The 13,024-nt window shown below is 38.1% G+C and carries 10 protein-coding genes and 2 pseudogenes; 7 read left to right on the plus strand and 5 right to left on the minus strand.

The window, feature by feature from the left end:
• The first annotated feature begins 73 nt into the window (after positions 1–73).
• Positions 74–925, plus strand: coding sequence for a prephenate dehydratase (gene pheA, locus Y7E_RS0107455; RefSeq protein WP_017150658.1), 852 nt, complete (start codon positions 74–76; stop codon positions 923–925).
• A 42-nt stretch (positions 926–967) separates the two neighbouring features.
• Here the strand turns inward: pheA and Y7E_RS0107460 are convergent, their stop codons facing one another.
• The 3 genes from Y7E_RS0107460 to Y7E_RS0107470 form a co-directional block, all read right to left on the minus strand.
• Positions 968–1,615, minus strand: a complete 648-nt coding sequence (locus tag Y7E_RS0107460) for an MOSC domain-containing protein (protein ID WP_017150659.1) — start codon at positions 1,613–1,615, stop codon at positions 968–970.
• 88 nt (positions 1,616–1,703) lie between these two features.
• Positions 1,704–2,246 (minus strand): transcription repressor NadR, encoded by a 543-nt coding sequence (locus Y7E_RS0107465; RefSeq protein ID WP_017150660.1) that lies wholly within the window; start codon positions 2,244–2,246, stop codon positions 1,704–1,706.
• Complete coding sequence (locus Y7E_RS0107470; RefSeq protein ID WP_017150661.1) at positions 2,246–3,385, minus strand: IscS subfamily cysteine desulfurase; 1,140 nt, start codon at positions 3,383–3,385, stop codon at positions 2,246–2,248. Before Y7E_RS0107470 ends, Y7E_RS0107465 begins: the two co-directional genes overlap by 1 nt.
• Positions 3,386–3,563: 178 nt before the next feature.
• Here Y7E_RS0107470 and nadB point away from each other — a divergent pair, with 178 nt between their 5' ends.
• The 3 genes from nadB to nadA are packed head-to-tail and all read left to right on the plus strand — an operon-like array spanning position 3,564 to position 7,079.
• Positions 3,564–5,090: an L-aspartate oxidase gene (gene nadB, locus Y7E_RS0107475; protein WP_017150662.1), complete on the plus strand. Its 1,527-nt coding sequence runs from the start codon at positions 3,564–3,566 to the stop codon at positions 5,088–5,090.
• A gap of 19 nt (positions 5,091–5,109) precedes the next feature.
• Entirely contained in the window at positions 5,110–5,943 is an 834-nt protein-coding gene (gene nadC, locus Y7E_RS0107480) for a carboxylating nicotinate-nucleotide diphosphorylase (protein WP_017150663.1), read from the plus strand.
• A gap of 29 nt (positions 5,944–5,972) precedes the next feature.
• Positions 5,973–7,079, plus strand: coding sequence for a quinolinate synthase NadA (gene nadA, locus Y7E_RS0107485; protein ID WP_017150664.1), 1,107 nt, complete (start codon positions 5,973–5,975; stop codon positions 7,077–7,079).
• A gap of 119 nt (positions 7,080–7,198) precedes the next feature.
• Here the strand turns inward: nadA and Y7E_RS31505 are convergent.
• Positions 7,199–8,568, minus strand: a pseudogene (locus Y7E_RS31505) (IS1182 family transposase); the annotation flags it as partial.
• 305 nt (positions 8,569–8,873) lie between these two features.
• Between Y7E_RS31505 and safA the strand changes: the two are divergent.
• The 3 genes and pseudogenes from safA to Y7E_RS0107505 all read left to right on the plus strand — a co-directional run.
• A pseudogene (gene safA, locus Y7E_RS34725) lies at positions 8,874–9,042 on the plus strand (SafA/ExsA family spore coat assembly protein); the annotation flags it as partial.
• 458 nt (positions 9,043–9,500) lie between these two features.
• Positions 9,501–11,312, plus strand: a complete 1,812-nt coding sequence (locus tag Y7E_RS35130; RefSeq protein WP_479688695.1) for a SafA/ExsA family spore coat assembly protein — start codon at positions 9,501–9,503, stop codon at positions 11,310–11,312.
• 141 nt (positions 11,313–11,453) lie between these two features.
• On the plus strand, positions 11,454–12,134 hold the full coding sequence (locus Y7E_RS0107505) for a YhcN/YlaJ family sporulation lipoprotein (protein WP_017150667.1): 681 nt from the start codon (positions 11,454–11,456) through the stop codon (positions 12,132–12,134).
• 70 nt (positions 12,135–12,204) lie between these two features.
• Here Y7E_RS0107505 and Y7E_RS0107510 read toward each other — a convergent pair whose 3' ends face one another.
• Entirely contained in the window at positions 12,205–12,639 is a 435-nt protein-coding gene (locus tag Y7E_RS0107510; protein ID WP_017150668.1) for a hypothetical protein, read from the minus strand.
• Between the last annotated feature and the right edge of the window lie 385 nt (positions 12,640–13,024).

The raw sequence follows: 13,024 nt of genomic DNA on the forward strand, positions 1-13,024 counted from the left end.
TTCGAAATTTGCATAGAAGAATATAAATATTTATGGTATAACAGTAAGAAAACGAAAAAGAGGGGAAAAGACGATGATTCGAGTTGGCTATTTAGGACCAGAAGCAACATTTACAAATATGGCGGTGAGTCGTTTTTTTCCGGAAGCAGAGCATGTACCGTATCGAACGATTCCTGATTGTATAGATGCTGCGGCAAATGGAAATGTTGATTTCGCTGTTGTACCACTTGAAAATGCAATTGAAGGATCGGTCAATATTACGGTTGATTATCTTGTGCATGAACAACCGCTATTTATTGTAGGGGAAATTACAGTGCCCATTCAGCAGCATTTGCTCGTCCACCCAAATTATGAAAAAATATGGAATGAAGTATATGCAGTGCATTCTCATCCACATGCGATTGCGCAGTGCCATAAGTTTTTAAATGAGGAATTAAAGGGTGTAACAGTCCGTGATATGACATCGACAAGTGCAGCAGCGCAGTATGTGAAAGAACACCCGGAAGAGAGGATTGCGGCAATTGCAAACGAAGCAGCAGCAGAGAAGTATGATTTAACAATTGTGCAGCGCAATATTCACACGCATAAAAATAATCATACGCGTTTCCTCGTGTTACATAAAAAACAGCGTGCATTATTGCCGAAAAATGGTGAGAACCGCGGTGAGAAAACGACTTTGATGGTAACGTTACCTGCTGATTATGCAGGGGCACTTTATCAAGTATTATCGGCTTTCGCATGGCGAAAATTAAATTTATCGAAAATCGAATCCCGTCCGATGAAAACGGGTCTTGGTAATTACTTTTTCTTAATTGATGTTGATAAGGCGTATGATGATGTGTTATTGCCAGGAGTAACGATGGAGTTGGAGGCACTAGGATTTTCTGTTACGGTGCTGGGGAGCTATTCGTCGTATTGGTTGTAACCATAAATAAGTCCCACCGGGTGAAAAGGTGGGACTTTTATATTACTTCAATTTCGTCAGTCGCTCTGTTAGTTGCTCGCGCCAAGCTTCTGCTAGCTCTGGAACAGCAAGAATTTTTTCCGTTGCCTCTTTATCTTTCCGTCTATGAAAATATACTTCGTTAGAAAATAGAATAGACACTTGATGTGGATGGCGCTCTAGTAGTTGTAGTTGTGAGTCTTTGCGAACGACACCTTCTTGAAGAACTCGACATAAATAGCCGGTATAACCAGTTTCTACAATGCGTGGTAAAATGCTAGGGATGCCGACTCTTTTTGAGATAGTACTACATGGTACGCGTCCTTGTGTAATTTGAATGACCGCCTCGCCTAATTGAAATGTATCACCGATGAAAACATTACGTTCTAACATATTTGTTACGGTAATATTTTCGCCAAATGTAGAGGGTGGGAGATTTGTTTGAAATTCTTGTTCCCATAGTGCGTAATGTTCATGTGGGTAGACACAAACAGCGCGATCAGGCCCACCATGAAACCTTAGGTCAGCTACACCATCTCCGTGAAAGCCATCTTTTGATAGAAAGGCTTCTTCTGTAAGCTCTTTACAGATGCCTGTTGTCATTTCTTTGTTTTCTCCATATTGCATTTGTTTCGGTTTGCCGGTGCTAAAGTGAATAAGTTCAATCCCCATATATTATCCCCCTTTATAATAGATTTCAATATTATATCATTTCACAAATAAAAGCACAGAGAAGAATGAAACTCTCTGTGCTTTTATTTTAATAAACAAGAAATCCAGCGCGGTCTAGTGCATCGCAAGCAGCGTTTAATTTTTCAGTGGAATCTGCTTCAATTGTATGCAAGTGAATCCCATCTGTTAATTGAGATAGATAAGATGCCTTTGTATCTTCAATCTTTTGTAAATATTGTTCAACATCAAAGCGGTTGCTTACCATAATCGAAGCTGTTAAGTCGCCGTATACAGGATGTTCTACTTTCACATCTTTAATGGTAACCCCATGATCAACAAGAGTTGTTAGTTCTTGGCGGACTTCTGCTGGTTTATGCTGGCAAACGATGACGCGTTCAAATGTATGTTGCTTCGCCTGCGGTTTTAAATATAAGTACCCTTGTGCAGTTGCGATAATTGGTTCATTTCGTGCTTTTAGCAAGGAGATATCTTGCACAATAACTTGCCTGCTAACATTTGTTTTCTTTGATAACTCACTCCCCGATAACGGTTCATTAGCTGCAAGGAGCCACTCGAGGATGAGCTGCCTTCTTTCTTCTCCTAAAATTTTTTTTTGATCATTTTGTTTCATTATAATTTAACACCTCTATAAAATTGATTTCCAATTGTGTGTAGTGCATGAATGGTTGTATCAATATGTTCTTTTGTTGTGTGAAGTCCAAATGAAAAGCGGACGTACTGTTTTGCCTCTTCATACGTTTTTCCAATTGCAAGCATTGTTTTTGAAGGTTCTTGTTTGCCGACTTGGCATGCGCTTCCTGTTGAAATGGCAATGCCATGGCGATTGCATTCTAACATCGTGTACTGACCTTCTATTCCCTTTATTGTAACCCCAATAATATGAGGTAAACAAGCAGTAGAATGTCCTTCCACTTGAATTTCTATCGGTAGATGCTGTAACTGTTCGATAAAATAACTTCTCAATTGTTGAAAGCGAGCACGTTCTTCTTCGCGATTATGCAATATATCTTGCGCTGCTGTTAAGAAAGACGCAATGCCAGGAACATTGACAGTACCAGGACGAAATCCTTTTTCATGAGATGTCCCTGGGAAGACTTGCCCCCAGCGAACTTGCGGGTTTATATAGCAAGCTCCTACACCTTTTGGTCCGTAAATCTTATGGGCGGACACGGAAAGGCTATCAATTTGCATCGCTGTAACATCAATAGGGAGTTTACCAAATGTTTGTACACAATCTGTATGAAATAAAATATGGTGTTTTTTTAGGAGTGCGCCAATTTCACTGATAGGTTGAATCGTTCCAATTTCAGAATTACCGTGTTGAATACTTGCTAAAACGGTATCGTCTGTTATTGCTGTTTCTAAAGCTCCAAGGTTAATAAGGCCGCATGAATCCACAGGAATTTCTGTAATTGTATATCCTTGCTTTGTTAATGATTGAAAGTAGCTGCGAATCGATGCGTGCTCCATTGGCGATGTGAGAATGTGCTTGCCGTTTTTTGCATTTAAGAGCGACTGTATTGCAAGATAATTAGATTCAGAACCACCGCTTGTGAAAAATACGCCTTGTTCTTTTCCTCCAATCATTTGTGCAAATGATGCCCTGCAAACTTGTAGTAAAGAAGAAGCTGTTCCCCCGATATCGTGTAAGCTTTGTTCATTACCAAAATATTGCTCTGCTGCTTTTGTATATGTGTCAATCGCTTCTTTGCTCATTGGTGTTGTTGCTGCATAGTCAAGATATATCATAACGTATAGTCCTCTCTATAGTAGAGTTACATTCGTTTTTTATTTTAAAGTAGCGTGAGGATTTCTCTGAATTCCGTAATGAAAATATTACTTTCTAAAAAACTCTTGTCATTATTTTAAATCTATGTAAATATAGGTGTCAAGACAGTTGAAAAGTGTAAACTAGGAGGCAATGATCATGCCAAGTGCAGATGTCTTAATTATCGGAAGTGGTGTTGCAGCACTTAGTGTTGCGAAAGAGATTTGTCACGAAAAGAATGTGATGATTATCACAAAAAAATCAAAGCGAAATAACAACACGCATTTAGCACAGGGGGGAATTGCAGCAGCTGTAGCTACCTATGACAATGCGAATGCTCATTACGAAGATACGGTAGCGGCTGGTTGTGGCTATAACAACGAAGAAGCAGTTCAATATTTAGTTGAAGAAGGGCCGAAAGAGATTCGTAAGCTCATTACAAATGGAATGAAATTTGATGGGGATGAAAAAGGGCCTCATCTTGGAAAAGAAGGTGCGCATCGAAAACGACGTATTTTACACGCTGGGGGAGATGCAACAGGAAAAAACTTATTAGAGCATTTGATTAAGGAAGTAGCTCCTTGCGTTACGGTAGTGGAGCAGGAAATGGTGCTCGATTTAATTATAGAAAATGAAACATGTTACGGTGTTGTAACCCGTGATAGTGAAGGCAATATACAACGTTACTATGCTGAACATACTGTATTAGCTACAGGTGGTATTGGAGGTGTGTATGCATTTACGTCTAACGATAAGACGATTACAGGTGACGGACTAGCAATCGTGTACCGAGCTGGTGGAGAGCTTGTTGATTTAGAATTTGTCCAATTTCACCCAACGATGTTATATGTAGGCGGACAGTGCTGTGGACTTGTTTCAGAAGCGGTGCGAGGTGAAGGGGCTGTCCTGTTAAATGAAAAAGGACAGCGTTTTATGCTGGATGTACATCCGCAGCACGATCTTGCACCACGTGACATAGTGGCGCGGGCGATTCACGAACAACTTCTTGCAGGTGAAAGTGTATACTTGGATATTTCTTCTATTCAAAACTTTGAAGAGCGTTTTCCTACTGTATCAGCATTATGCAAAAAGAATGGTATAGATGTAAACCAAAATAGAATACCGGTTGTACCTGGTGCTCATTTTCATATGGGCGGTGTGAAAACGAATTGTGACGGAGAAACATCCATTGCACAATTATATGCTGTCGGTGAAGTAGCCTGTAACGGTGTTCATGGTGCGAACCGATTAGCGAGCAATTCGTTGTTAGAAGGGCTTGTGTTCGGGAGACGAATTGGAACACATATTTTAGCTCATCCAGTACAAGGAAAGATAAATAGTAACGAAGGGATACATGGAAATCCCGTAATTCCTCAGTTACCAACAAAAAGAGAAATACAAGAGTACATGATAAAGTATGTCGGAATTGTGCGAACAGAAAAGAATTTATTGTATGCGCAGACATGGTTTGATCAGTATCGTGTTCAAAATATGCAATTACAATACGATGCTCTTACAAATGAAGAGATAACAATTATAAACATGTTAACAGTTTGTGGGCTCATTGTAGAGGCTGCACTGCAAAGAAAAGAGAGCATAGGTGGTCACTATCGTGAAGATTACCCAAGCCGAAATAAAATAACGCAAGAAATTATTGTTGCAAATAAAAAATTACAATTTGTGTAACGAGAGGAAGAGGGGTTTTATGAACACGTTAAAGGTAAGAAAAGCATTAGAAAGTTTTTTTCTAGAAGACATTGGAGAAAGGGATGTAACATCGCAGCTTATCTTTCCTGATAACTTAAAGGCAAAAGGGACATTCCTTGCGAAAGATACAGGAGTATTTGCCGGGACAGCGGTAATTGAACAAGGGTTTCGATTAATAGATGACAGAATCCAAATCGCGCTTCATAAAAAAGATGGGGATTTCGTAGAAAAGGGCGACACTTTAGCGACTGTACAAGGCCCGATTGTCTCGTTATTAACAGCAGAGCGCGTTATATTAAATGTGATTCAGCGTATGAGTGGCGTGGCGACGATGACACAAAGAGCGGTTCGTGCGTTAGAAAGTGACCATACCCGCATTTGTGATACGAGAAAAACAATACCAGGACTACGCATGTTTGATAAATATGCGGTTGTATGCGGAGGTGGATTTAATCATCGCTTCGGATTATACGATGGTGTCATGATTAAAGATAACCATATTGCTTTTGCAGGGTCTATTACAAAGGCAGTCACATCTGTAAAAGAAAAGCTTGGACATATGGTGAAAGTTGAAGTGGAAACGGAGACCGAAGAACAAGTGCGCGAAGCGGTTGCTGCAGGAGCAGACATTATTATGTTCGACAATCGTACACCGGAAGAAGTTCGAGAGTTTTCTAAAATTGTTCCAAGTGCAATTGTGACAGAAGCATCGGGGGGCATTACAATTGAAAAATTATCAAAATACGGCAAAACAGGGGTAGATTATATTTCACTTGGGTTATTAACACATTCTGTAAAGGCGTTAGATATTAGCTTTAATATTGAAGTTTAAGGCGAGAGGGTTAGAGGGGGAGATTATCGATGAGTATTTTAGAGAAGGTTCAGCCAATCGAAACAATGTTACCAGAGCGTTATCAAATGATGTCTGTGCGAGAAATGGAAGAGCGTGTTCGTGAAATTAAAGAAAAACTGGGGGAAGCGTTATTTATTCCTGGACATCATTATCAAAAGGATGAGGTCGTTCAATTTTCAGATGCTGCAGGCGATTCATTGCAACTTGCCCAAGTAGCAGCTAGCAATAAAGCGGCAAAATATATCGTATTTTGTGGTGTGCATTTTATGGCTGAAACAGCAGATATGCTAACGACAGATGAACAGGTTGTTATTTTACCAGATATGCGTGCTGGCTGTTCCATGGCGGATATGGCAGATATTGAACAAACAGAACGAGCTTGGAAAGAACTTACGCAGTTATTTGGAGATACGATGATTCCATTGACATATGTTAATTCTACGGCAGCTATTAAGGCATTTTGCGGTCGTAATGGCGGTGCAACGGTAACGTCTTCCAACGCTAAAAAAATGGTGTCTTGGGCATTTACTCAAAAAGAGCGTCTTGTCTTTTTACCAGATCAGCACTTAGGAAGAAATACAGCGTATGACTTAGGTATTCCATTAGATAAAATGGCGGTTTGGGATCCGCATACAGATTCATTAGAGTATGATGGGGATATAGAAGAGGTAAAGGTGATTTTATGGAAAGGACATTGTTCTGTTCATCAAAATTTCACTGTCAAAAATATTGAAAGTGTGCGGAAAAATCATCCTGATATGAATATTATTGTTCATCCAGAATGTTGTTATGAAGTGGTAGCAGCTTCTGACTATGCAGGATCAACAAAATATATTATCGATATGATTGAACAAGCACCATCTGGGAGCAAGTGGGCAATTGGTACAGAGATGAACTTAGTCAATCGGATTATTCATCAACACCCTGATAAAGAAATTATTTCATTAAATCCTTTTATGTGTCCTTGTTTAACGATGAATCGCATTGATTTACCACATTTGTTGTGGGCGTTAGAAACGATAGAGCGTGGAGAGGAAATCAATGTCATTCAAGTAGATAAGCAGGTGACAAGAGAAGCAGTCCTTGCTTTAAATCGTATGTTAGAGCGTGTGTAAAAGCGACGGGTTTCCGTCGCTTTTTTCAGAGTGTTGGGAAACCCTTTAGGGTTTCCGACACTCTGGAATTTTTTTAATATTTTAGTGAATGAAAACAATAAAAAGTGATAGAAGCTAGAAAAATAGCCCTTCACCTGACCCTTTTTGGTCAGGTGAAGGGCTATTTTTTTCATGTTTTGGCAAGCTGCGGTGAGATAAGCCTGCATTTGGACAGACTTCAGCCCCCGGAACCGAGCGTATCGATAGCCATGTAGCTCTTTGGCATCCGCGAAGCTTCGTTCAATAGTAGAACAGCGTACCTTATATAGTTTTTTACCTGTACTTGTTAATTTGTTTTTTCGTGCAATATCTTTATACTCTTCCCAAATGTGATGTGTAATGACCTTCTGTTTTTGTTTCTCTGAGAAACATTTGTTACGCAACGGACAAACTGCGCAATCTGTTGGATTAGACTTATATTGGCGATATCCTTCTCGATCGGTTGTCGCATATTCTAAAATACATCCCATTGGACAGGCAAATACATCTGTTTCTTTTTCGTATTTAAATTGGCTTTTTGGTACGTCTTTATTTCTTTTTCCAAACCGGCGATACCCCATCACCATAAATATATTCTGTTCCGATAATTTTTTGCAGATATAACCTGTAAAGTAGCCAGCATCAAGTGCCACTGCTTCTATTTGAAATCCAAACTTATCAACTTGTGCTTGAAGTCGCTCTAAATACGGCTCGGAATCCGCTACATTTCCAGCCGTAATAAATGTATCTGTAATCACATTATATTTCGCATCCGTTGTACGATGATCTAAGAAATGAAAACCGTTCGGTTTTCCATCTCGCATTAAAAAGCCACTATCTGGATCTGTTGTACTTACACGTGTTTTTTTGATTGGGGTATCACGTTCCTTTCTTGGTTTTAATTCTTTTTTCCGTGTTTTTCCCTATCTTTTATAACTGCCGCTTCTAATTCTTCCATATATAATTTAGGGCGCTCTTTTTTTACTTTGTGTACAAATTTATTTTTATTTGCGTTTGCTTTCACATGAGTTGAATCTGTCATCAATGCGCGCCCACCCACCATACGATGTTCCATCGCTTGACGTACAATTTCATTAAAGATTTCTTCAAAAATATTTGTATGAATAAAACGAGTACGACGGTTCCAACTGATTGTGGAGTGGTCTGGTACTGAATCCGATAAAGAAAACCCTAAAAACCAACGATACGCAATATTAGTTTTAATCTCTTTTTCTAATTGACGTTCAGATCGAATACCATAAAAATAGCCAATAAACATCATTTTGAATAAGACGATAGGATGAATAGAAGGGCGACCATTGTTTTCACAATAATAAGGACGTAACTTTTCCTCGATAAAATCAAAATTAATAGTCGCTTCAATTGCACGAAGAAAATGATCTTGTGGAACTAACTCTTCAACAGAAACTGATACACGCTCATCGCGATGATTTTTCAATGCACCCATCATAATAAATCGCTCCTTTTCCTCTTTTTATCATTGTTGACAGATAAAAAAGGGTTCAGACACAAAAATAGGCTGTGGAGCAAACTTTCTCCACAGCCTGGTAAAAGCGACGGGTTTCCGTCGCTTTTTTATTAAACATAATTAGTTAATTATAGTCATACATTGTGTTGAGGGAATCATTGTATTTTTTCATATTCGTACAACATTGTGTATGACTAAACGGTAAGAGTTAGAGTGGTTAACCATAGAGGAGAGTTTCACTTTACGTTATTTTTGTTTATAGATAAGTAATACAGGAGGGGGAAAATTTGAAAATTCATATCGTGCAAAAAGGGGATACCCTTTGGAAAATTGCGAAAAAGTACGGGGCAGATTTTGAAGCGTTAAAAAAGGCGAATACGCAGCTCAGTAATCCCGATTTGATTATGCCAGGTATGAAAATAAAAGTGCCATCTAGCAGTGTGCATGTGAAAAAAAATATGGGTGCTGGCTCAGCTCCTCCAAAAGAATATGTAAAAGAGGTACAACAAAAAGAATTTGCAGCGACACCTACGCCGCTTGGAATAGAAGAGGAAGAAGAAACTCTATATCCATCTGCACCAATTACGCAGCAACCGGCTATGCAGCAAACACAAAAAGAAGTGCAAATAAAGCCGCAAAAAGAAATGCCTGTCCAAAAAGAAAAGCCGATTCAGAAAGAAGTACCAATACAAAAAGAAAAGCCGATTCAGAAAGAAGTACCAATACAAAAAGAAAAGCCGATTCAGAAAGAAGTACCAATACAAAAAGAAAAGCCAATTCAGAAAGAAGTACCAATTCAAAAAAAGGTACCTATTCAAAAGCCTCCTGCCATTGAAAAACCAGCTGTAATTGAAAAGCCACCAGTTATAGAAAAGGTAGAGAAGCCTGTGGAAAAAGAAAGTACAAAGTTTTCAGTGAATATATTACCACAGCCACCCCAACCACCAATTAAACCTAAAAAAGACTATAAAATTTCAGATGTAATCAAAAAAGGAAGCGAGTTAATTGCCCCACAAATTAATAAGATGAAACCTAATAATATAGTGTCACCGCAAATGAAAAAGGAAAATGTAGGTAACATAGTGTCACCGCAAATGAAAAAGGAAAATGTAGGTAACATAGTGTCACCGCAAATGAAAAAGGAAAATGTAGGTAACATAGTGTCACCACAAGTTCAAAAAGAAAATGTAAGTAATGTTGTTTCGCCACAAGTCCAAAAAGAAAATATAAGTAATGTTGTTTCACCACAAGTTCAAAAAGAAAATGTAGGCAATATAATGTCACCGGATGTAACAAAAGAAAACTTTGTTATTCCAAAAGTAACACCACCAAATATTACGATGCCAATGATGGATAATAATCCACCACCGAATATGATGCCAATGATGGATAATGATCAAATGCCGAATATGATGCCAATGATGGATAATGATCAAATGCCGAATATGATGCCAATGATGGATAATAACCAAATGCCGAATATGATGCCAATGATGGATAATAACCAAATGCCGAATATGATGCCAATGATGGATAATAACCAAATGCCGAATATGATGCCAATGATGGATAATAACCAAATGCCGAATATGATGCCAATGATGGATAATAACCAAATGCCGAATATGATGCCAATGATGGATAATAACCAAATGCCGAATATGATGCCAATGATGGATAATAACCAAATGCCGAATATGATGCCAATGATGGATAATAACCAAATGCCGAATATGATGCCAATGATGGATAATAACCAAATGCCGAATATGATGCCAATGATGGATAATAACCAAATGCCGAATATGATGCCAATGATGGATAATAACCAAATGCCGAATATGATGCCAATGATGGATAATAACCAAATGCCGAATATGATGCCAATGATGGATAATAACCAAATGCCGAATATGATGCCAATGATGGATAATAACCAAATGCCGAATATGATGCCAATGATGGATAATAACCAAATGCCGAATATGATGCCAATGATGGATAATAACCAAATGCCGAATATGATGCCAATGATGGATAATAACCAAATGCCGAATATGATGCCAATGATGGATAATAACCAAATGCCGAATATGATGCCAATGATGGATAATAACCAAATGCCGAATATGATGCCAATGATGGATAATAACCAAATGCCGAATATGATGCCAATGATGGATAATAACCAAATGCCAAATATAATGCCAATGATGGATAATAACCAAATGCCGAATATAATGCCGATGATGGATAATAACCAAATGCCGAATATAATGCCAATGATGGATAATAACCAAATGCCAAATATGATGCCAATGATGGATAATAACCAAATGCCGAATATGATGCCGATGATGGATAATAATCCACCACTGCCAATGATGCCACAACAATATCCATATTATCAAATGCCATATCAACAACAGCAAAATCCGTATTATCAAATGCCGTATACACAAGGTGTACCAATGGTACCGCACCAAATGCCAATGCAACATACTTCAATGCCATATCCACCACCTACAGATAATAACATTCCGCCAATGATGCCAGCAGAAGAAGATTGTGGATGTGGTGAGGAAAGAAATCTATATAGCCCACAGCCAGGTGGGCCATATTATCCAACAGCCCAAGTTGCATATGCGCCGCAGCCGGGTGCGGTGAATTATCAGCAAGATCCGCCAGGAATTTTTGGAGAACCACTTGCAGAAGATGAGGAATAGAAAGAGTTGTGCTAACGATAACGAGGTAGTGTTAGAAAATTCCTAGTGAAATATTAACAAGTGTAAAAACCTCCTTTGTTACCCATTATAAGAGGGAGCTTTTCGAGAGAAAAGTTCAACCTAACAAGGGGGGTTTTTATATTGAGTAAAAAGATTAAAATTATTGCCGCTTCTTTGTTAGTTACCAGTGCGTTAGCTGCATGTGGTACACCTGATAATAACAATGCGATGGATGATCGTAATGCAACTTACAATTATGAGCGTACATCGTATGATGATATACGTCCATATAGAAATAATGTGACGCGTACCGATCGATATACTGATTATGTAACATATCGTAATGGTAACCGAATGAATAATAATGTTTACGATCGTCGTGATGATGTTGGATATAATTATTACCGTGATGTAAATTACCATGGTCAAATTGCAAATCCTTATCCAACTCGTAACATTACAATGAATAATTCATACATTAACAACGATGGTAGAACAGCAGAAAGAATTACAAATCGTGTTAAGCGTATGAATAATGTAGATCGTGTTTCTACTGTTGTACGCGGAGATGACGTAGTAATTGCGGTAAAACCACGTGGTGCAGTAACAAATGAAACAGCAATGGCAAATGAAATTCGTCAAGCGGTTGCTCAAGATGTAAGAAACCGTAATGTCTATGTAACTGTTAAAAATGACATGTTTGATCGTGTTGATGCAATGAATACACGTTTGCGTAATGGAACAGTTACAAACGATTTAAATCGTGATATAACAGAGTTGTTCCGAGACATCCGTAATGGTCTAACTGGTACAGTGCGATAACGAAAAAAAGGGAAAGGTCTATGCCTTTCCCTTTTTATTTTCGTAAATAATAAAACGGCGGTGGAGAAGATTATTCCTCCATATCCTGTATCCGTTTTTTCTTGATAAAGTAACTAACAGAATAAGAAGCTAAAAAGCATAAGAAGAGAATACTTCCCATAAGAATGGCTTCCCATATCGGTCTTTCAGGACTGAAAATAACATAAATAATAGCAAAAATGATTCCTACGATAGCAGAGCGTAAAACAAGTTTGTAATAAGGAGTTGTTTTCATTCCTTTTTCATTTTCTTCTGCATCAATAGAGATTCCCATTTGTAAATAGGTGAGAAGTATACTTGTTAGCATCAATAATAACCATAATGGAGATTGTGTAATTTGATCTATGCCTTCATTAAAGCCAATATATCCTAAAATACCTATCATACCAAGTGTTTGAAAGAGAAATGCGATTCGAATGTTTTTCAAATTTTGGAGGATTAAACGTTCGTCTTTTATTTTTTTCAATAGACTCACCCCTGTTTACCAGATTTTTCATTATATCCACATTAATTGTAACATATATATTACATTAATCAATTTATAATTTGCTTTTGTGGTGGGGATACATAATAAATAAAAGTCACCTTTCTAGTTTGAATTCAGAAAAGTGGCTGTAGGAATAAATACTGGTGTAAAAAGGTAATAAAATATTTCTATGAGTACCTTGCTTTCTTGTTATATTAATGTTATATTAGCAAAGCGATGAGCTAATTTACGTAAGACGAGAGATATGCTTAAGTGCTAAACACGCGGATGTGGCCGCCTGGTCTCTCGCCGTAAACGCATCAAGACGCCTGCATGACAGGCGTCTTTCTTATTATATAAAGGTTAAGTGAAGTTAGGCATAAGA

Source organism: Bacillus bingmayongensis (assembly GCF_000299035.1).
Lineage (GTDB): Bacteria > Bacillota > Bacilli > Bacillales > Bacillaceae_G > Bacillus_A > Bacillus_A bingmayongensis.

Coding starts and splice junctions, on each gene's coding strand:
- nadC (WP_017150663.1), top strand. CDS start 5,110: ATGAACACGTTAAAGGTAAGAAAAGCATTAGAAAGTTTTTTTCTAGAA.
- Y7E_RS0107460 (WP_017150659.1), bottom strand. CDS start 1,615: ATGGGGATTGAACTTATTCACTTTAGCACCGGCAAACCGAAACAAATG.
- nadB (WP_017150662.1), top strand. CDS start 3,564: ATGCCAAGTGCAGATGTCTTAATTATCGGAAGTGGTGTTGCAGCACTT.
- nadA (WP_017150664.1), top strand. CDS start 5,973: ATGAGTATTTTAGAGAAGGTTCAGCCAATCGAAACAATGTTACCAGAG.
- pheA (WP_017150658.1), top strand. CDS start 74: ATGATTCGAGTTGGCTATTTAGGACCAGAAGCAACATTTACAAATATG.
- Y7E_RS0107465 (WP_017150660.1), bottom strand. CDS start 2,246: ATGAAACAAAATGATCAAAAAAAAATTTTAGGAGAAGAAAGAAGGCAG.
- Y7E_RS0107470 (WP_017150661.1), bottom strand. CDS start 3,385: ATGATATATCTTGACTATGCAGCAACAACACCAATGAGCAAAGAAGCG.